Consider the following 18,887-nt stretch of genomic DNA (forward strand, 5'->3'; position numbering starts at 1 on the left):
GGCGAGAATGGCCGCGGTGGAACGGGCGTATTCGCCTTCGAGAAAGCCATCGATCGGCCGGCATCGCCACGCGTCGTGGCGTCAGCATGTCGCGCAGCCAGACGATGCAAATCAAAACGCCTGCAGCCAGGAGGCTGCAGGCGTCGTCGGTGCGACCCGTGGCGCTGCAATCAGCCGGCGAGCTTGTCGGTGATGGTCTTGCGCAGTGCCTGCAGATCCTTGGCGAAGGCGTCGATGCCGCTGGCCAGCTTTTCGGTGGCCATCGGGTCGGCCGCCAGATCGGTGGCGAAGCGGTCGCTGTCGATCGGGGTGATCTGCGCGTTGTCGGCCTGCGCAGGCGAGAGCTTGCGCGGCAGCTGGCCGTGTTCGGCATCGAGCTTTTCCAGCAGCTCCGGCGAGATGGTCAGGCGATCGCAACCGGCCAGCGCTTCGATCTGCGCGGTGGAGCGGAACGAGGCGCCCATCACCACGGTGGACGAGCCACGCTGCTTGAACTCGTTGTAGACCGTGCGCACGAACACCACGCCCGGGTCTTCGTCGATGCTGGCCGGGGTCTGGCCCTGGGCGACGTAGTAGTCCAGGATCCGGCCCACGAACGGCGAGATCAGGAACACGCCGGCCTCGGCACAGGCCAGCGCCTGCGAGCGGTTGAAGATCAGGGTCAGATTGCAGTCGATGCCCTCGCGCTGCAGCTGGCGCGCGGCTTCGATGCCTTCCCAGGTGGCCGCGATCTTGATCAGGATCTTGTCCTTGGACACGCCACGCTCGGCATACATCGCGATGAACTTGCGCGCCTTGGCGATGGTCGCCTCGGTGTCGTGCGCCAGGTCGGCATCGACCTCGGTGGAGACACGGCCCGGCACCAGCTCGGCCAGCTTGACGCCGACACCGATGGTGAGGCGGTCGGCCACTTCGTTGACGGTGGCGGTGCGGTCTTCCCCGCCATGTTCGCGGCCCCAGGCCAGTTCGCGCTCGATCAGATCGGCATACACCGGCAGGTCCAGGGCCTTCTTGACCAGGGTGGGATTGGTGGTGCAGTCGACCGGCTTCAGACGCTTGATGGCGTCGTAGTCGCCGGTGTCGGCAACGACGACGGACAGGTCACGCAGCTGGGCAAGCTTGGAGGGAGATGCAGTCATGCGAGTTCTCTCGAATCGTGGAACGGGTCGTGGATAGGACGCAGCGCGCTACGGTAGCGCGCCTGGCGTGGGAAGTCAGGCGCCGGCCAGCGCATGTTGATCGTGCACGGCACTCACGCGCAGACGCAGGTCGCGCCCGTCGGGCGTGCGCCAGTCGATGCTCTGGCCGACCGACAGGCCGAGCAGCGCACTGCCGACCGGCGCAAGCACCGAGATGCGGCCGTGCTGCACATCGGCCTCGTGCGGATACACGAGGGTGAGCGTATGCCGTTCGCCATGCAGCTCATCTTCGCAATCGATGCGGGAGTGCATGGTGACGACATCGCCGGGAATCTGGTCGGGCGGCACGACGCGTGCACGGCCCAGTTCGTCACTCAGCGCGGTGGCGGCCGGGTGCTTGTTGAACGCGGGGGAATCGAGCAGGGCCTCAAGCCGGGCGAGGTCATGGCTGGAAACCAGGATGGACGGCGGCAAGCCGCTGTGGTGCTGCGAAGTCATGGCAATCTCCTTGACGACTACCGCTCGCCGACATGGTGAGCGTCCCTCACCAGATGAGGGCGCCGTTGCCCGATCGCAATGCATGGCGAGATGGGGCCGCGCATGCCACCGGTTGAGGCCGGCGCGGCACCGCGCGTCGTGGCCCGTGGCCGGGGATCCGGCAAGCGCGGCAATGCGTCAGCACACCGCCGCGCACGTCAGCGCCCAGCGACGGGATGGAGTCCGTCGCGCGTCAATGATGCCGCAGCTGCCGGCTGTGTCCAGATGTATCGCATCGTCCCCAGCGGCCAAACAAAAAACGACGCTTGCGCGTCGCTTATGTCCACTAGCGAATAAGAAAAACATCACGCCAAGCAACCGCAGCCGTGACACGATTCCCGATTCCCGATTCCCGATTCCCGATTCCCGATTCCTAGGCCGCAACCGCCTTGGGACCCGTCACCGGCTGGTCCAGCGTGAACAGGCTCTCCGGCAACTCCTTGAACAACTGCGCCAGCTGCTCCAGGAACGCAGTCATGGCCGAGCTGCGGCGCCAGGCCATGGCGATGCGGCGGCTGGGTTGCTTGTCCTCGCGGAAGCGGATCAGGCGGATGTTCTCCGAGCGTGCGACCGGTGGCTTGACCGCCAGCAGCGGCAGCAAGGTCACACCGACGTTGGCGGCCACCATCTGGCGCAGCGTCTCCAGGCTGGTGGCCTGGAACTCGGATTTTTCCAGGGCACCGGCAAGATGGCAGACATCCAGCGCCTGCTCGCGCAGGCAGTGGCCATCTTCCAGCAGCAACAGCCGCTGCTCGGACAGATCGTCCAGCGTCATGCTGTCATGGCGCGACAGCGGATGACCTTCCGGCACGGCCAGCACGAAGGGTTCCTCGAACAGGAATTCGGCATGCAACTGCTCATCCTGCAACGGCAGTGCGAGCAGCGCCGCATCCAGGCGGCCTTCGCGCAGCTGGTGCACCAGCTGATCGCTCTTTTCCTCGATCAGCAGCAGTTCCAGGCGCGGGAAGCGCTCGCGGATCCGCGGCACCACATGCGGCAGCAGGTACGGCGCCAGGGTAGGAAAGATGCCCAGCCGCACCGTGCCCGCTTCCGGATCCTGGCTGCGCCGCGCGGCTTCCTTCATCTGTTCCACTTCGGCCACGATGCCGCGTGCGCGCATCGCCGCCTCGCGGCCGGCAGGGGTCAGCATCACCTTGCGCGGCGCACGTTCCACCAGCGGCACGCCGAGCTCGTCCTCGAGTTTCTTGATCTGTGTGGACAGCGTCGGTTGACTGACGAAGCACGCCGTCGCGGCACGGCCAAAATGCTTGTGGTCGGCCAGGGCGACCAGATATTTCAGGTCACGCAGATTCATGTGCAGCAGCCCTCATTGCGGTGACGGGGGACGCCTGGAGCGTAGCGCCCGGCCGGGCCGGTCGCTGACTCGAGTGCGCTTACGCAGCCTGGGCGACGTTGTCGGCGCTGACCGGTGCGCTGGAGCGGATCAGGTGGTCGAACGCGCTCAACGCAGCCTTGGAACCTTCGCCCATCGCGATCACGATCTGCTTGTACGGCACCGTGGTGGCGTCGCCGGCCGCGAACACGCCCGGAACATTGGTCTGGCCGCGATCGTCGACGATGATCTCGCCGCGTGGCGACAATGCAACCGAACCCTTGAGGAATTCGGTGTTGGGCAGCAGGCCGATCTGCACGAACACGCCTTCCAGATCGACGTGCTGGATGTCGCCGCCGGTGCGGTCCTTGTAGACCAGGCCGGTGACCTTCTGCCCATCGCCCAGCACTTCGGTGGTCTGCGCACTGGTGATGATGCGCACGTTGTGCAGGCTGCGCAGCTTGCGTTGCAGCACTTCGTCGGCGCGCAGCTTGTCGTCGAACTCCACCAGCGTGACATGCGCCACGATGCCGGCCAGATCGATCGCGGCCTCGACACCGGAATTGCCGCCGCCGATCACCGCCACGCGCTTGCCCTTGAACAGCGGGCCATCGCAATGCGGGCAATAGGCCACACCCTTGTTCTTGTACTGGTCTTCGCCCGGCACGTTCATCTGCCTCCAGCGCGCGCCGGTGGACAGGATCACGGTCTTGCTCCTGAGCGAGGCGCCATTGGCCAGCTTGATCTCGATCAGGCCATCGGCACCGGCCGGGATCAGCTGCTCGGCGCGCTGCAGGTTCATGATGTCCACGTCGTACTGGCGCACATGCTGCTCGAGCGCGGCAGCCATCTTCGGGCCTTCGGTTTCCGGCACCGAGATGAAGTTTTCGATCGACATGGTGTCCAGCACCTGGCCACCGAAACGCTCGGCGGCCACGCCGGTGCGGATGCCCTTGCGTGCGGCGTACACGGCCGCTGCCGAGCCGGCCGGGCCACCGCCGACCACCAATACGTCGAACGCGTCCTTCGCAGCGATTTTTGCGGCATCGCGCTTGGCCGCATTGGTATCGAGCTTGGCGACGATCTGCTCCAGCGTCATGCGGCCCTGGTCGAACAGCTCGCCGTTCAAGTACACGGTGGGCACCGACATGATCTGGCGGGTTTCCACTTCGTCCTGGAACCACGCACCATCGATGGCCACGTGCTTGATGCGCGGGTTGAGCACGGCGGCAAGGTTCAGCGCCTGCACCACGTCCGGGCAGTTCTGGCACGACAGCGAGAAATAGGTCTCGAACTGGTAGTCGCCATCCAGATGCTGCACCTGCTCGATCACGTCGGCGGCAGCCTTGGACGGGTGCCCGCCCACCTGCAGCAGCGCCAGCACCAGCGAGGTGAACTCGTGGCCCATCGGCAGGCCGGCGAAGCGCAGCGAGATGTCCTGGCCGGGCGTGGTCAGCGCGAACGAAGGCTTGCGCTGGTTGTCGTCGCGGTGGATGTCCAGGCTGATCTTGTCCGACAGCAGCACTAGGTCCTCGAGCAGGTCGAGCATTTCGCGCGAGCCGGTGCTGTCGTCGATCGAGGCATTGATCTGGATCGGCCGCGTGACCCGTTCCAGGTAGGCGGTCAGCTGGGTCTTGAGGTTGGCATCCAACATGGAGAACTCCTGGGAATGGGCAAGGGGAGGGCGTGGCGTCGCTGCGGTGGGGCAGGTCGCCGGGGAGGAGGGGATGAACCGCAGCCGGCGCGATGTCGGGAATGCGTGCTGGCGATGGCTGGCGGGCAGCCCGGCACCGGCTCCGGTTCACCCCCGGCCCAGTGCTGGGCCGGAGATGTCCTTGCGGCCTGAGGACAGGCCGCAAGGGATGGTCGATTTAGATCTTGCCGACCAGGTCCAGCGACGGAGCCAGGGTCTTGGCGCCTTCCTTCCACTTGGCCGGGCAGACCTGGCCAGGGTTGTTGGCGACGAACTGGGCAGCGGTCAGCTTGCGCAGCGTCTCGGTGACGTCGCGGGCGATGGAGTTGTCGTGGATTTCCAGGGTCTTGATGACGCCTTCCGGATTGATGATGAAGGTGCCGCGCAGGGCCAGGCCTTCTTCTTCAATGTGCACACCGAAGGCACGGGTCAGCTTGTGGGTCGGGTCGCCGATCAGCGGGAACTGCGCCTTGCCCACGGCCGGCGAGGTTTCGTGCCACACCTTGTGCGAGAAGTGCGTATCGGTGGTGACGATGTAGACCTCGGCGCCTGCCTTCTGGAACGCGGCATAGTTGTCGGCGGCGTCTTCCACTTCGGTCGGGCAGTTGAAGGTGAAGGCGGCCGGCATGAAGATCAGCACCGACCACTTGCCCTTCAGGCTGGCCTCGGTGACTTCGATGAAGTTGCCGTTGTGGTACGCATTCGCCTTGAACGGCTGGACCTGGGTGTTGATGAGAGACATTGAGTTTCCTCGTGCGGTGAAGGGGACGGGGGATGGAACAGTCGCCATGGTAGGCAGGATCGATAGATTTCTCAAATCGATTGATGGAATTGTATAGATAGGCTGTGGCTATCGAGTGTGCAGACGGCGTCTGCCGCTGCAGGGGCAGATTCCATCTCCGATAATGGTCGGCCGATGTTGCGCAGGAGTGAATGAACCGTATGAGCCAGGACCCGCACGCTCTTGCCGCTGAGCAGTTGTTGCGGCGGGCAGTGGAGCGAATCGACCGCAGCGATGCCGAGCCGCTGCTGCTGCACGCGCTGGGCCGCGACCGCGCCTGGTTGTTCGCGCATGGCCGTGACCCGGTCGACCCGTCTGTGGCCCAGGCGTTCGAAGCGCTGGTGCAGCGGCGCCAGGGCGGCGAGCCGGTGGCGTATCTGACCGGCAGCCGTGGGTTCTGGACGCTGGAGCTGGCGGTCTCCACTGCCACGCTGATCCCGCGCGCCGACACCGAGCTGCTGGTCGAACTGGCACTCGAGCGCCTGGACAACCTGCCTGGCCGCCGCGTTGCCGATCTGGGCACCGGCAGCGGGGCGATCGCGCTGGCCATCGCCAGCGAGCGGCCGCAGGCACAGGTGATCGCCACCGACGCCAGTGCGGCGGCGCTGGCGGTTGCCCAGCGCAATGCCCACAGCCACCGGTTGCGCAATGTCGACTGCCGGCAGGGCAGCTGGTTCGCGCCGCTGGCCGGCGAGCGCTTCGATCTGGTTGCCAGCAATCCGCCGTATATCGCCGCGCAGGATCCGCATCTGCGCCAGGGCGATCTGCGCTACGAGCCGGCCAGTGCGCTGGCCTCCGGCCCCGACGGCCTGGACGACATCCGCCTGATCGTTGCCGATGCGCCCGCGCATCTGCTGGCGGGCGGCTGGTTGCTGCTCGAACACGGCTGGGACCAGGGTGCGGCGGTGGCCGAGCTGCTGCGGGCGCGCGGCTTCGATGCGGTGGCGACCCATCAGGACCTGGAACAGCGCGATCGGGTGACGTCAGGGCGCTGGTCGCGCGCTGCGGACGGACTAGGCGGCTAGCCACAGTTAGGCTAGCCACGGTGAAAAGCGGTCGTCAGATGGGTGCAGACGGCGCGCTCTGCCCCGGGCCAGGTGCACGGGGCAGTCCGTTCCGGGCGGTGACCGCGCCTGCCTGGCGGCGCCTGCGGGCGTCTTGGATCAGCTGCACCAGGCCTTCGTGTACCGCCGTGCACCTGCCCTTGGTCGATCGCGTGGATGCGCCCGGCGTGGGTGCGCCGGCTGCCGATACACTAGTGGTTTCCCGCAGGACCGACGCATGCGCACGCTCTATCCCGAGATCACGCCGTACGACCACGGCACCCTCCAGGTCGACGACCGCCACACCCTGTATTTCGAGCAGTGCGGCAATCCGCAGGGCAAGCCGGTGGTGATGCTGCACGGCGGCCCCGGCGGCGGTTGCAACGACAAGATGCGGCGCTTCCACGACCCGGCCAAGTACCGCATCGTGCTGTTCGATCAGCGTGGGGCAGGCCGCTCCACCCCGCATGCCGATCTGGTGAACAACACCACCTGGGACCTGGTCGCCGATATCGAACGCTTGCGCACGCACCTGGGCATCGCGCGCTGGCAGGTGTTCGGCGGCAGCTGGGGCTCGACGCTGGCGCTGGCCTACGCGCAGACCCATCCGCAACAGGTCACCGAGCTGGTGTTGCGCGGCATCTTCCTGCTGCGCCGCTTCGAGCTGGAATGGTTCTACCAGCAAGGCGCCAGCCGGCTGTTCCCGGATGCCTGGGAGCACTACATCAACGCGATTCCGCTGGTGGAGCGCGCCGATCTGATCTCTGCCTTCCACCGCCGCCTCACCAGCGACGACGAAGCCACGCGGCTGGCCGCGGCCAAGGCGTGGAGCGTATGGGAAGGCGCCACCAGCTTCCTGCATGTGGACGATGATTTCGTCACCGGGCATGAGGACGCGCACTTCGCACTGGCGTTCGCGCGCATCGAGAACCACTACTTCGTCAACGGCGGTTTCTTCGAGGTCGAAGACCAGCTGCTGCGCGACGCGCACCGCATCGCCGATATCCCCGGCGTGATCGTGCAGGGGCGTTACGACGTGGTGTGCCCGATGCAAAGCGCCTGGGATCTGCACAAGGCCTGGCCGAAGGCGCAGCTGCAGGTCAGCCCGGCCGCCGGTCATTCGGCATTCGAGCCGGAAAACGTCGATGCGCTGGTGCGCGCGACCGATGGGTTTGCCTGAGCGCAACCGGGAGCGTGCACGGGAAGCTGCAGCAGCGCTCGCGCGCCAGCGGTAGGAGCCCACCCGGGCGCGACGTAGGGTAACGGGACGGCCTGTCGCGCCCGGGTGCGCTCCTACGAGGCAACCGTCGTCACCGAGGCTGCGGATCAGCGCGGCCTCCGCATGCCCCGTAGGAGCGCGCCTGCGCGCGATGAGGCGTTACCGATGACGCCCCATCACGCGCAAGCGCGCTCCTACCGTGATTGTCGGTTTCAGTGCGGCAGCAATGCTTGTGCCAGTGGCGGCAGGATGCGTGCCAGGCGCCGTGCCCAGGCCTGCTGGCCGGTCGCGTCGGCGATCAGGTCCTGGCGGATCTCCAGCTCCACATGCAGCAGGCCGCGGCCTTCGCCGTAGACCGGAATCGCGTAGTCGCTGCTGTCGCTGACCGCATACGGCTGGTTGTCGCCGACCACCAGATCCGGCTCCTCGCGCAAGGCCTGCAGTAGCCGGTGCGCCAGCCGGGTGTCGCGGTTGTACAGCACGCCGGCATGCCAGGGCCGCGCAGTGCCGGCCATGATCGGTGTGAAGCTGTGCATCGACACCAGCACGGTCGGTTGCCTGCGCTGTGCACGCGCATCCAGCTCCGCCGCGATGCGCGCGTGGTACGGCGCGAAGATCTCGTCGATGCGTTGCTGCCGCGCGTCGGCCGACAGCTGCAGGTTGCCGGGAATCGGGGTGCCGTCGCTGACCTCGGGCATCAGCGTGGCCGAACCGTGCGGGCGATTGCAGTCGATCACCAGGCGCGAATAGGTCTGCGCGATGGCGATGGCATCCAGCGCATCGGCCAGCAGGCGGGTGACCCCGGCAATGCCGATATCCCAGCCGATATGGCGGTCCAGCGCATGCTGCGGCAGGCCGAGATTGGCCAGCCGCGCCGGCACGCGTTGACCGGCGTGGTCGGCGATCAACAGCCACGGCGAGGCGGCCTGCGGGTTGTGCACGCTGAAGGCTGCCGGATCGTCGGCGCCCAGCAGGCGGTCAGCGGTCGCTTCAGCCACGCGGGGTGCCGTCCAGTGCGTGATCGACCAGATACAGCCCGGCCCACAGCTTGGGATCCATCTGGTAGCCCTCGGCCATCTTCTGCACCAGCCAGGCGCCGACCTGCGCGCGCGGGATCTCGTGCACGGTGATGTCCTCGCTGGCATCGCCGCCGCCCGCGCCGACCTTGCGCAGGCCGGTGGCGCGCACGAAGGCGATCTTCTCGCTGCTGGCGCCGGCCGAAGTGGGGCCGATCATCAGCACTTCGGCGTGCTCGGCGGTCCAGCCGGTTTCTTCTTCCAGCTCGCGAATGGCCGACAGCTCGATCGACTCGTCGGCATGCACGTCGCCGACCAGGCCGGCCGGCATTTCGATGGTGCGCGCCTGCAGCGGCACGCGGAACTGCTCGACGAACAACATCGCATCGTCCGGGGTCACCGCCACGATGATCGCGGCCAGGCCGCCGGCATGCACGCGCTCGGAATATTCCCAGGTGCCGCGCACGACCATGCGCTGGTACTTGCCTTCGTAGACCACGGTGGGCGGGGTGTCGTGTCGGTTCATGGATGCAGACCTTGTTCCAGGGAAACGGGAGTGCGCGGTGCCGGCGCGCCACTGCACGCGGCCAGCAACCGGCGCCGGGTGAGCGGGCCAAAGCGCAGGCTCTCGCACAATCCGCCCAGCATGTCCGTATCGGCTTGCGCGCGCGTGAAACCGGCAGCGGTCAGCGCCAATGGCGCGTCGAGGGCGATGGTGGTGAGCTGGCGCCACAGCAATGCGTGTTCGCGTTGCTCGCGCAGGCGCGCGGCCATCTGCGCCGCGCCGCGCAGGCGCAGGAACGGAATCTCGTCGATGCGTTCCAGCAACGCATCCAGGCTGCCGAAATGCGACAGCAGGACCGCCGCCGATTTGGCGCCGATGCCGGTGACGCCGGGAATGTTGTCGATCGCATCGCCGCACAGCGCCAGGTAGTCGGCGATCTGATGCGCATGCACGCCGTGGCGCGCCTTGACCCCGGCCATGCCCCAGCGCAGGTTGCGCGCGTAATCCCACTGTTCGTCGTGCTCGAGCAGCAGCTGCGACAGATCCTTGTCGGCCGACACGATCACCCCGCACAGGCCGTGCGCACGCACGCTGTGCAGGGCACTGCCGATCAGATCGTCGGCCTCGTAATCGCGGTGTGCCAGCACGCTCAGGCCCAGCGCGGCGCACAGCGCCTTGCAGTGCGCGAACTGGCGCCGCAAGGCATCCGGTGCCGGGGTGCGATTGCCCTTGTAGGCCGGGTAGATCGCATGCCGAAAACAGCTGTCCAGCGCCTCGTCGAAGGCGATGGTGATGTGCGCGGGGTCCTCACGCTCGAGCAGGTCGAGCAGGAAACGGGCAAAGCCGTGCACGGCATTGGTCGGCCAGCCCTGCGCATCCTGGAATTCGTCCGGGATCGAATGCCAGGCGCGGAACACGTACAGGCTGGCATCGACCAGATACAGCGGGGTCGGGCGAGTGACCGCCAGGGGCGCGCCCGCAAGCGTGGGGGTGTGCGTGGTCACGGGGCCCAGTCGCGCAGCAGCGCACGCGGGTCCGGGCGCTCGCGCTCGGGCGCCTGCATGCGCGGGGTGCCGATATGGATGAAACCGGCGATGCGCTCGTTCTGCTCCAGGCCCAGGTAGCCGGTCACCGCCGGGTCGTAGGCCATCCATGCGGTCAGCCACTGCGCGCCGAAGCCATGCGCCTGCGCGGCCTGCAGCAGCGCGAAACACACGCAGCCGGCGGTGAGCAGCTGTTCCTGCTCGGGCACCTTGTGTCCGGGGCGCAGCGCGGCGATCACCACGATCACCAGCGGCGCATCATTGAAACGGTTGCGGTCTTTTTCCACTGCTGCGGGCGGCGCCAGCGGGTCGGCGGCCTGGGTGCGCTCGGCCAGGAAATCGCCCAGTGCCTGGCGTGCGTCACCGCTGATGCGCAGAAAGCGGAACGGCACCAGCTTGCCGTGGTCGGGCACGCGCACTGCCGAGGCGAGCATGCGCAGCAAGGTGTCGTCATCCGGGCCGGGTTCGCCCAGCTGTTTGGATGGGACCGAGCGGCGCGCGTCCAGCGCCTGGAGCGAATACGGTGCGTGCATAATTTCGGGTCGAGGCGAGGATGCGGGCAAGTATAGACGGGCCCTTCCCAACGTCCGCCGCATCATGGGCGGCGGGCCGAGGTCGGCCCGGTCGTGAATCCCTTCCGTGTTCGTCCTGTGCGCTCCCCGATGACCCAGTTCGTGTCCACCCCCGTGCTTCCCAGCCGCAACCCGCAGCTGCTCGATCAGGTACGCGAGATCGTGCTGGTGCCGCTGGCCGATGCCTTTGTCCAATTCCAGGATGCATTGGCCGAGGCACTGTTCCGGCTGGCGGCCGATGCCGGCACGGCCCAGAACGACTTCCTGGAAGCCATCCAGGCGGTGCGGCAGCAGCGCGAGCCGATCACTGCGCGTTTTCGCGGGCATCTGGCCAAGGCCTGGCAGGGGCTGGAAGCCGGGCGGCCGTTGTCGGCTGATCGCAGCCTGGGGCGCGGTGCGGCCGGGCTGACCCTGCTGCCCGAGCAGGATCTGGAGGTGCGCCTGGCGGTACGCAATCTGGCCGGCGCGCTGCAGCACCAGTGGCGCCCGGAGCTGATGCGGCTCAATCGCTATCTCGGCTTCATTGCCGGCGGGCTGCGTATCGACGGCGACAGCAATCCGTTCGGGCCGGAGCATCTGGGCGTGGCCTTGTACGACGCCTTTCAGGGAGTGCCGCTGGCGCCGAAGGCGCATCTGGCGGTGATCAAGGTCTGCGAGCAGCACCTGATGGAACGCATCGGCCAGCGCTATGGCGCGCTGGAACAGGCGCTGGTGCAGGTGGCGCGCTTGCGCGAGCTGCCGCAGCCACGCAGCCGGCGGCGTGGCATTCCGCGCCAGGACGACGGCGCAGGCGCGCAGGCCGCCGAGACGCCGGACTGGATTGCGCGCTTCTTTGCCGGCTGGTCGGGTGGGCAGGGCGCGTTGGCCGGCGGCGGGGCGATCGACGTGCATCTGCGCAGCGGCCGCGCGCTGCTGCCGGCGGGCCTGCACCAGTTGCTGCAGCATGCACGCCGCCAACGCGAACCCGATGCGGATATCGGTACGCCCGCCTTTGCCGAGCGGCGTCTGCTGTCGCCGCGCGAGGTGGTCTCGGCGCTGTCGCTGCTGCAGACCATGCCTGCGGCCGGTTTCGACGCCATCGACGGCACCGGCCTGGGCCTGGCGCGTGGCCTGCGCCAGCAGGTCAGGCGTGCTGCTGCCGCGCTTGGCGTGGATCCGGCCACCACCTGCCTGAGCCCCGACGACGACGACGCGCTGGATCTGGTGGCCCTGTTATTCACCGCGATCCTGGTGCAAAGCCATCTGTCCGATGCGCAGCGCAGTGTGCTCGGCCAGTTGCTGGTGCCGATGGCCAAGCTGGCGATGCTGGACGGCCTCCTGTTCGTGCGCGATGGCCACCCGGCGCGTCGCCTGCTCAACCTGTTGGTGGAGGCCTGCGACGGCAATGCCGGCGAAACCGCGGCAGAACAGGCCTTGCTCGGCCAGGTGCAGGCGGTGGTCGATACGCTCGTGCGTGATTTCGACGAGCATCCGGGGGTGTTTCTGACGCTGGAAGCCGAGTTCGGTGCCAGTTACGCGCACTACCGCCGTCGGGTGGAGATTGCCGAGCGCCGTGCCAACGAATTGCAGCACGCCGAAGAGCGCCGCGAGCGCGCACGCAGCACCGCCGCGCAGGCGCTGGCCGAACGCCTGGCGCGTGGGCCGCTGCCGCCGCTGGTGGCGCATTTTCTCGGCCGCGTCTGGCAGCCGTATGTGCAACAGGCGGCGTTGCGCGGCGACGGCGGCGGCCCGGCGCTGGAGGCCGCGGTGGCCCTGGGCGATGCGGTACTGGCGCAACTGACGGCTGCCCCTGGCGACACGGCGCTGGAGGCGCAGCGCGCGCAGCTGCTGCAGGCCTTCACCCTGGCCGGGCTGGCGCCATGCGAGGCCGGGCGGGCCGTGCAGGAGTTGCAGCATGCGCTGGTGTCCACGCCCCCGGTCGCGGTGACCGGGCCGCCCGATCCGGTCCTGCGCGCGCCAACCCTGGCCGCGCTGCTCCCGAGCCCCGCTCCGGCCGACCCGGTCGACGCGCCGCTGAACCTGATGCTGGACGCCAGCGCGCAGGTGGCATTCGATCGCGTCACCGCCGATTTCTTCCGTGCCATGCCGATCGGCACCTGCCTGGACTTCATCGACCGGCAGGGCCGTGCGCAGGCCGGCAAGCTGTCGTGGATCAGCCCGATTTCCGGGCGGCTGATGTTCGTCAACCGGCGCGGCGGGCGGTTGTGCGTGTCCTGGCCGGAGGAGCTGGCGATGATGGCGCGGTTGGACCGGCTGCGCCTGCATCGCGACGACGATGCGTTCTACGGCGCGATGCAGGACGTGGTCGATGCGCTGGAGCGGCCGTACAGCCTGGAGGCTTAACCCCCGCAGGCGATGAACGCGCGTGGGCAAGCGCCACCGCAACGATGCAGCTAGGATGTTGGCTTGACACGCAAACCTTGGGCGGTCACGAGTAAAGTGCGAACGGTGTCACACTTAACAAACGAGCGAAACGCCTACCATGCGGTGGCGGAATTTGGGGCCGCGTCTGCTGTTTCTCGTTTGAATATTTTCACGCCTGCAGGGGCGGGGAGCCTTTGCGCATGACTTTTCAGCCCAGTCCGTCGGGACATCCGGGCCGTGACCAACGCTTGCTCGAACAGGCGCACGCCGTGTTCGTGCCCCCACTCGCGCAGGTGTTCGCAGCTGCCGTCGCACACTTTGACGATGTGCTGTTCGATCGCGCCGAGTCCGCCGGCGCCTCGCAGTTGCTGTTTCTCGATGGCATGCGCGAGTTGCGCCGCAAGCGCGACGAGGTGGCCACGCAGTTCCGCCAGCAGCTGGACGACGGCTGGCAGGCGCTGCTGCTGGGCGAGCCCTTGTCGGCCGAGGTGGTCCTGGCAGGGGACATCGGCACCGGCCCGCTGAGCCTGGTGCCCGAACACGTGCTCGAATCGCGGCTGGCGGTGCGCAATCTGGCCACCGTGCTGCTGCGCGACTTCAAGCAGGTGCTGGCGCGGGTAGACCGCCGCCTGGGCTGGATTGCCGGCGGCCTGGAGCTGGTGGCCGATACCAATCCGCTGGGTCCGGAACATCTGGGCGTGGCGATCCACGAAGCCTTCGCCACGTGCGACCTGGCGCCGGAAGTGCGCCTGGTGCTGATCAAGCTGTGCGAGCGCGACCTGGCCGAGTCGATCGGCAAGCTGTATGCGCGTCTGGACGAGACGCTGGCCAAAGCCGGCGTCATGCCGGAGATCTCCCAGCCCAAGCGTCCGCCGCCGCGCGCGCAGCCCCGGGGCGAGACGCCCGAAGAGCGCGTCCAGGCCGAGGCCCAGGGCGCTGCTGCGCAGATGGGCGGCGACGATCTCAATGACCAGTACGCACCGGCCTGGGCCAACCGCTTTCTGGACCGCTGGGCGCATAGCCGCGGCCGCATGCAGGCTGCCGCCCAGCGTGGCCAGGCCGGCGGCGGCAGTGCGGGCGGCATGGACGGTGGCGAGGCCGATCATCCCGGCGGGAGCCAGGGCATGCTGCTGGAGGCGCTGCACGAACTGCTGCAGCAGACCCGCAGCGTGCGCGACAACGCCGCCTCTGCCGCCTCGGTGGCGGTGGGCCAGCAACGCCCGCTGAGCCAGCGCGAAATGATGTCGGTGCTGTCGTTGCTGCAGGCCACGCCGAGCGCGACGCTGCAGGCGGCCATCGGCGACGACACCGAATCGCTGGCCCAGCGGCTGAAGAACGAAGTACTGTCCAGCGCCACCCGGCTGGGCGTGGATCCGGCCACCGCGCGCCTGGACCCGATGGACGAGGATGCGATCGATCTGGTCGGCATGCTGTTCGACGTGATGCTGGACGAACGCGACCTGGAAAACCGCTCGCGCGAAATGATCGGCCGCCTGGTGGTGCCCTTCGTCAAGGTCGCGCTGCTGGACCGCAAGATGTTCGTGCAGAAGACCCATCCCGCGCGGCGCCTGCTCAACTCGCTGGCCGAGGCCTGCGAAGGCAACAACGGCGACAGCGCCGCCGAGCGCGTGCTGATGGGCAAGGTCGAGGAAATCGTCGACCGCCTGGTGGCCGAGTTCAACGAGAACCTGGCGATCTTCATGACCCTGGAAGAGGAATTCCGCGATTTCCTGTCCCAGCACCGGCGCCGGGTGGAGATCGCCGAGCGCCGCGCCACCGAGACCCAGCGTGGTCAGGAAAAGCTCGAGCTGGCGCGCAGCCGTGCGCTGTCGGAGCTGGAACAGCGCACCCAGGCCGGCACGCCGCTGCCCAGGGCGGTGGAGGATTTCCTGCGTCAGCCGTGGCTGCACCACCTGACCATGGCGATCCTGCGCGACGGCGACGAAGGTCCCGGCACCCTCGAGGCCCTCGCCCTGGCCGACGGCGTGCTTGAAGAACTGGCCGAGGCACGTCGCCACATCGTCGGCAAGCCGTGGCTGCAGGTCTGGCAGCCCGCCCTGCATCGCGTGTTCGCCAGCATCGGCCTGCACGGTGATGCGGTGGTGGTGGCGATCAGCGCGCTGCACGACACCCTGCAGGCGATCGCCGAAGCGCGTCCGGAGCTGGAAAAGGCCTTGCCGGAGCTGCCGCAGGTCAATCTGCCGCCGCCGGCTGCCGAAAGCGTCAGCGTGGTGCTTGGCGCCGAAGCGGTGGCGCAGAGCATCGACAGCGCCGATGCCGAGCGTTTTCGCGCGATGGATATCGGCACCTGGCTGGATTTCGTCGACAAGGACGGCAAGGTGCAGGCGGGCAAGCTGTCGTGGGTGAGTCCGATCTCGCAGCGGCTGCTGTTCGTCAATCGCCGCGGCGTGCGCTTCTGCGTCGCCTCGCCGGAGGAACTGGCGGTGATGGTGCGCCTGGGCCGGCTGCGCGAACACATCAACGATGGCGCGTTCGACAGCGCGATGCAGGGCGTGATCGATCGGCTGGATCCGCTGCATAACAGCACGGTGCACTGAGCGGCAGTCACCGCGTTGCCGCGTCGTGGTTGATCAGCACAGGGCCGTACGATTGCGATGCAGCGCACCGCAACCGGCGCAAGCGAGGCTTCGTCCAGCATGTGTGCCGGGGGCATCGCACCACCGCAGCACGCGCCTGCGGCACAACGCGCGTGCAGTTACCGCGCTGCCGGGCCGATGAACGCCAGCGCCCGCGCCATTACCGAAGCGTGATCGACCAGGCGGTTATGGCCCAGGCCCTCGGTACTGAACAGCTGCGCGCCCGGCCACAATGCGGCAAAGCGTGCGCCTTCCTCCCACGGCGTCTCGCGGTCGCGGCGGTCATGGATGACCAGCGCCGGGCGATCGAACTGTGGCAGGTGCAGGCTCGCGTCGAGATCGGCAAAACGCAGGCCGGTGAGCTGGCACAGCCAGTTTTCGAATGGCGCAAACGCGGCGGGTGCGATCCCCGAGGCACGAAACTGGCGGTGCGCACTGGCACTGGGTTCGACCAGTGGCGCGATCAGCACGTAGCGCTCGGGCCGCCATGCCGGGTCGTTGGCAAACACCGCCGCTGCCGCGCCGATCGAGTGCCCGATGAAGGCGGCAGGGCGGCCGAAACGGCTGCCGATCTGGCGCAGGACCTGCACGAAATGCGGCATGTTGCTGATCTGTCCGCCGCTCAGGCCATGCGCGGCCTGATCGAACGCCAGCACCGCGTAGCCGAGTGCGCGCAGCTGCGGCACCCATGCAGCAAAACGCAGCCCGTAACTGGACCAGCCATGCGACAGCAGCACATATGGCTGCTGGCTCAGCTCGCCCCACTGGTACACCGCAATGTCGAACCCGTCGATGTGCAGCGTCTGGCGTTGCACGTCGGTCAAGGTTGCCGCGAGGGCGGCCGCCTGCTGCCGCCCTGCACGCGCAGGTGTCACGAAACGGCGCGCCAGATAGCGCCCGGTCGGGCCAGGGGCCAGGCGGCTGGCGCCGGCCAGCACACCGCGAAGCATCCGGAGACGCAGTTTGGCGATGGACGCGCTCATCGGAAGGATCCTTGTGGAAGAGGAGGCGCTATATCTTGCTGGTGACAAGATCAGCGAGTCTGCAGTTGGATCTTGTCATCGTCAAGATGATCTGCTCCACTGGAATCCCGAAAAACGAAGCCGCCATGTCGCGCACCGATGCGTCTGCTGCCTATCATCACGGCGACCTGCCGGCCACGTTGCGGCGCGCCGGCTGGGAGCTGCTGAGCGAATCCGGCGTGCGTGGGTTGAGCTTGCGCGAATGCGCGCGGCGCGCCGGTGTCTCGCACGCGGCTCCGGCGCATCACTTCGGTTCGCTGGACGGATTGCTCGCGGAGCTGGCGGCCGACGGCTACGAACGCATGCTCGCCTGCATTCGTGCCGCCCAGCAGGCACTGGCCGACCCCTTGCTCGGCTGTGGCCTGGGGTATGTGCGGTTTGCGCTGGACTACCCGCAGCAGTTTCGGCTGATGCTGGGGCTGGAGGTGAGCTCGCGCAGCCTGCCGCGGCTCGTGCAGGCCAGCGATGCGGCGATGGCGAGCCTGCGCGAGACAGTGCGGACGCAGTGGATCGCCCGTCACGGCCATGCCCCGGCCACGGACGTGCTGCAGCAACGCACGCTGCTGGCCTGGAGCGCGGTGCATGGCTATGCCTCGCTTGCGATCGACCGCAAGCACACGGCCTTGCTGGCCTTCGCACCGGAGGTGGTGTTTGCGCCGTTGCTGCACGCCGTGCTCGAACCCTGAAACACGGGCCGGACCTGCTCGGGCATGGCCTGGCTGGCCGCTTGCCGGTCCGCACGCCCGGCGGCGGTGCGTGGCTCTGCTAGCATCGCCGCCACTGGAGCGCGAGACCGGAGCAACCCATGGCTGTGCAGGTGCTGGTGCTGAAAGAACGGGCGGCCGGCGAGCGCCGCGTGGCGGCAACGCCGGAAACGATCAGGAAACTGGTCGCGCTTGGCGCCAGCGTGTGGATCGAGCCGGACGCCGGACGCGCCAGCAGCATGGACGATGCGGCCTACCAGCAGGCCGGCGCGCAACTGGCCGGCGCACACACACTGGGACAGGCCGACGTGGTGCTGTGCGTGCAGGGACCGCCGATCGATGTCCTGCTGCAGTGCAAGCCGCACAAGGTGCTGATCGGCATGCTTTCGCCCGATGCCGACCCTGCCCGCGCGCAGGCCTTTTCAGAGCATGAATTGATCGCATTCCCGCTGGAGCGGCTGCCGCGCACCACGCGTGCGCAATCGATGGACGTCTTGAGTTCGCAGGCCGGCATGGCGGGCTACAAGGCGATGCTGATCGCCGCACAGCTGGCGCCACGCTTCTTTCCGATGCTGACCACGGCCGCCGGCACCATGCGCCCGTGCAAGGTGCTGGTGATCGGTGCGGGCGTGGCCGGGCTGCAGGCGATCGCCACTGCCAAACGGCTGGGCGCGCAGGTCGAAGGCTTCGATGTGCGCCCGGAAACGCGCGAACAGATCGCCTCGCTGGGCGCGCGCTTCCTGGATCTTGGCGTGAGCGCGGCCGGCGAGGGCGGTTATGCGCGCCAGCTCACCGACGAGGAGCGTGCCGAACAGCAACGCCGTCTTGCCGACCATCTCAAGGGCGTGGACGTGGTGGTCTGCACCGCCGCCGTGCCCGGCCGGCCGGCGCCGAAGATCCTGAGCATGCAGATGCTGCACGGCATGCGCGCCGGTAGCGTGATCGTCGATCTGGCCGCGGAGACCGGTGGCAATTGCGCCGCCACCCGGCCGGGCGAAACGTATGAGCTCGACGGCGTGGTGATCGCCGGCCCGCTCGATCTGGCCAGCCAGGGCGCGGTGCACGCCAGCGAGATGTTCGCGCGCAATGTCTATGCCTTCGCCGCATTGCTGATCAAGGATGGCGCGCTGTCGTTCGATTGGGACGACGAACTGCTGGCCAAGACACGCTGGTCGGCGACAGCGACTGCATAGCCCCGCCGCGTCCATGCGCCTTGCGCGTCGGCGTTTCCGGGTAGGAGCGCGCTGGCGCGCGATGGAGCGTTACCGATGAAGCTCCATCGCGGGCCAGCGCGCTCCTACAGTGGCCGCACGCACGTC

The 18,887-nt window shown here is 67.9% G+C and carries 15 protein-coding genes and 1 pseudogene; 6 read left to right on the top strand and 10 right to left on the bottom strand.

Annotated features, from left to right (window positions below; genetic code table 11):
• Positions 1–170: 170 nt before the first annotated feature.
• The 5 genes and pseudogenes from tal to ahpC form a co-directional block, all read right to left on the bottom strand.
• A complete protein-coding gene (tal, locus tag EO141_RS14260; protein ID WP_104585047.1) occupies positions 171–1,139 on the bottom strand; it encodes a transaldolase in 969 nt (322 codons plus the stop codon).
• Between the two features lie 56 nt (positions 1,140–1,195).
• Positions 1,196–1,637, bottom strand: a pseudogene (rnk, locus tag EO141_RS14265) (nucleoside diphosphate kinase regulator); the annotation flags it as partial.
• Positions 1,638–2,049: 412 nt separating this feature from the next.
• On the bottom strand, positions 2,050–2,991 hold the full coding sequence (locus EO141_RS14270; RefSeq protein WP_104649474.1) for a LysR substrate-binding domain-containing protein: 942 nt from the start codon (positions 2,989–2,991) through the stop codon (positions 2,050–2,052).
• Positions 2,992–3,070: 79 nt separating this feature from the next.
• Positions 3,071–4,663, bottom strand: a complete 1,593-nt coding sequence (gene ahpF / locus EO141_RS14275; protein ID WP_127169516.1) for an alkyl hydroperoxide reductase subunit F — start codon at positions 4,661–4,663, stop codon at positions 3,071–3,073.
• Positions 4,664–4,880: 217 nt separating this feature from the next.
• Complete coding sequence (gene ahpC, locus EO141_RS14280; RefSeq protein ID WP_003488826.1) at positions 4,881–5,444, bottom strand: alkyl hydroperoxide reductase subunit C; 564 nt, start codon at positions 5,442–5,444, stop codon at positions 4,881–4,883.
• 200 nt (positions 5,445–5,644) lie between these two features.
• Here ahpC and prmC point away from each other — a divergent pair, with 200 nt between their 5' ends.
• Positions 5,645–6,508 carry a peptide chain release factor N(5)-glutamine methyltransferase gene (gene prmC, locus EO141_RS14285; protein WP_127169641.1) on the top strand — a complete coding sequence of 288 codons (864 nt, stop codon included), beginning with the start codon at positions 5,645–5,647 and terminating at the stop codon, positions 6,506–6,508.
• 256 nt (positions 6,509–6,764) lie between these two features.
• Positions 6,765–7,706 (top strand): prolyl aminopeptidase, encoded by a 942-nt coding sequence (gene pip, locus EO141_RS14290; protein ID WP_104585053.1) that lies wholly within the window; start codon positions 6,765–6,767, stop codon positions 7,704–7,706.
• Positions 7,707–7,957: 251 nt separating this feature from the next.
• On the opposite strand, the gene EO141_RS14295 is transcribed toward pip, so the two are convergent.
• From EO141_RS14295 to EO141_RS14310, 4 genes are read right to left on the bottom strand one after another with little or no spacing between them, the layout of a single operon-like run.
• Entirely contained in the window at positions 7,958–8,743 is a 786-nt protein-coding gene (locus tag EO141_RS14295; RefSeq protein ID WP_127169517.1) for an N-formylglutamate amidohydrolase, read from the bottom strand.
• A complete protein-coding gene (locus EO141_RS14300; RefSeq protein WP_005988855.1) occupies positions 8,736–9,287 on the bottom strand; it encodes an NUDIX hydrolase in 552 nt (183 codons plus the stop codon). The genes EO141_RS14295 and EO141_RS14300 overlap by 8 nt, the downstream gene beginning before the upstream one ends.
• The gene (locus EO141_RS14305) at positions 9,284–10,270 is read right to left on the bottom strand and encodes a 5'-3' exonuclease H3TH domain-containing protein (protein ID WP_127169518.1); all 987 of its coding nucleotides are present in this window, start codon (positions 10,268–10,270) and stop codon (positions 9,284–9,286) included. The genes EO141_RS14300 and EO141_RS14305 overlap by 4 nt, the downstream gene beginning before the upstream one ends.
• A complete protein-coding gene (locus EO141_RS14310; RefSeq protein WP_127169519.1) occupies positions 10,267–10,842 on the bottom strand; it encodes a nitroreductase in 576 nt (191 codons plus the stop codon). Before EO141_RS14310 ends, EO141_RS14305 begins: the two co-directional genes overlap by 4 nt.
• 129 nt (positions 10,843–10,971) lie before the next feature.
• Between EO141_RS14310 and EO141_RS14315 the strand changes: the two genes are divergently transcribed.
• Together EO141_RS14315 and EO141_RS14320 are read left to right on the top strand one after the other, a co-directional pair.
• Positions 10,972–13,224 (top strand): DUF1631 domain-containing protein, encoded by a 2,253-nt coding sequence (locus tag EO141_RS14315; protein ID WP_127169520.1) that lies wholly within the window; start codon positions 10,972–10,974, stop codon positions 13,222–13,224.
• Positions 13,225–13,445: 221 nt separating this feature from the next.
• The gene (locus EO141_RS14320; RefSeq protein ID WP_127169521.1) at positions 13,446–15,803 is read left to right on the top strand and encodes a DUF1631 domain-containing protein; all 2,358 of its coding nucleotides are present in this window, start codon (positions 13,446–13,448) and stop codon (positions 15,801–15,803) included.
• Between the two features lie 158 nt (positions 15,804–15,961).
• Here EO141_RS14320 and EO141_RS14325 read toward each other — a convergent pair whose 3' ends face one another.
• The gene (locus EO141_RS14325; protein ID WP_127169522.1) at positions 15,962–16,825 is read right to left on the bottom strand and encodes an alpha/beta hydrolase; all 864 of its coding nucleotides are present in this window, start codon (positions 16,823–16,825) and stop codon (positions 15,962–15,964) included.
• A gap of 125 nt (positions 16,826–16,950) precedes the next feature.
• On the opposite strand from EO141_RS14325, the gene EO141_RS14330 reads away from it, so the two are divergent.
• Together EO141_RS14330 and EO141_RS14335 are read left to right on the top strand one after the other, a co-directional pair.
• On the top strand, positions 16,951–17,550 hold the full coding sequence (locus tag EO141_RS14330; protein ID WP_127169523.1) for a TetR/AcrR family transcriptional regulator: 600 nt from the start codon (positions 16,951–16,953) through the stop codon (positions 17,548–17,550).
• Between the two features lie 119 nt (positions 17,551–17,669).
• Positions 17,670–18,761 carry an NAD(P) transhydrogenase subunit alpha gene (locus EO141_RS14335; protein WP_127169524.1) on the top strand — a complete coding sequence of 364 codons (1,092 nt, stop codon included), beginning with the start codon at positions 17,670–17,672 and terminating at the stop codon, positions 18,759–18,761.
• Positions 18,762–18,887: the final 126 nt, after the last annotated feature.

It is taken from the genome of Xanthomonas sp. BRIP62415 (assembly GCF_003993515.1).
Classification (GTDB): Bacteria; Pseudomonadota; Gammaproteobacteria; order Xanthomonadales; family Xanthomonadaceae; genus Xanthomonas; species Xanthomonas euroxanthea.

What these genes read in the sequence shown, in the direction of transcription:
- tal (WP_104585047.1), bottom strand. Translation starts at nt 1,139, where the DNA reads ATGACTGCATCTCCCTCCAAGCTTGCCCAGCTGCGTGACCTGTCCGTC.
- EO141_RS14270 (WP_104649474.1), bottom strand. Translation starts at nt 2,991, where the DNA reads ATGAATCTGCGTGACCTGAAATATCTGGTCGCCCTGGCCGACCACAAG.
- ahpF (WP_127169516.1), bottom strand. Translation starts at nt 4,663, where the DNA reads ATGTTGGATGCCAACCTCAAGACCCAGCTGACCGCCTACCTGGAACGG.
- ahpC (WP_003488826.1), bottom strand. Translation starts at nt 5,444, where the DNA reads ATGTCTCTCATCAACACCCAGGTCCAGCCGTTCAAGGCGAATGCGTAC.
- prmC (WP_127169641.1), top strand. Translation starts at nt 5,645, where the DNA reads ATGAGCCAGGACCCGCACGCTCTTGCCGCTGAGCAGTTGTTGCGGCGG.
- pip (WP_104585053.1), top strand. Translation starts at nt 6,765, where the DNA reads ATGCGCACGCTCTATCCCGAGATCACGCCGTACGACCACGGCACCCTC.
- EO141_RS14300 (WP_005988855.1), bottom strand. Translation starts at nt 9,287, where the DNA reads ATGAACCGACACGACACCCCGCCCACCGTGGTCTACGAAGGCAAGTAC.
- EO141_RS14310 (WP_127169519.1), bottom strand. Translation starts at nt 10,842, where the DNA reads ATGCACGCACCGTATTCGCTCCAGGCGCTGGACGCGCGCCGCTCGGTC.
- EO141_RS14315 (WP_127169520.1), top strand. Translation starts at nt 10,972, where the DNA reads ATGACCCAGTTCGTGTCCACCCCCGTGCTTCCCAGCCGCAACCCGCAG.
- EO141_RS14320 (WP_127169521.1), top strand. Translation starts at nt 13,446, where the DNA reads ATGACTTTTCAGCCCAGTCCGTCGGGACATCCGGGCCGTGACCAACGC.
- EO141_RS14325 (WP_127169522.1), bottom strand. Translation starts at nt 16,825, where the DNA reads ATGAGCGCGTCCATCGCCAAACTGCGTCTCCGGATGCTTCGCGGTGTG.
- EO141_RS14330 (WP_127169523.1), top strand. Translation starts at nt 16,951, where the DNA reads ATGTCGCGCACCGATGCGTCTGCTGCCTATCATCACGGCGACCTGCCG.
- EO141_RS14335 (WP_127169524.1), top strand. Translation starts at nt 17,670, where the DNA reads ATGGCTGTGCAGGTGCTGGTGCTGAAAGAACGGGCGGCCGGCGAGCGC.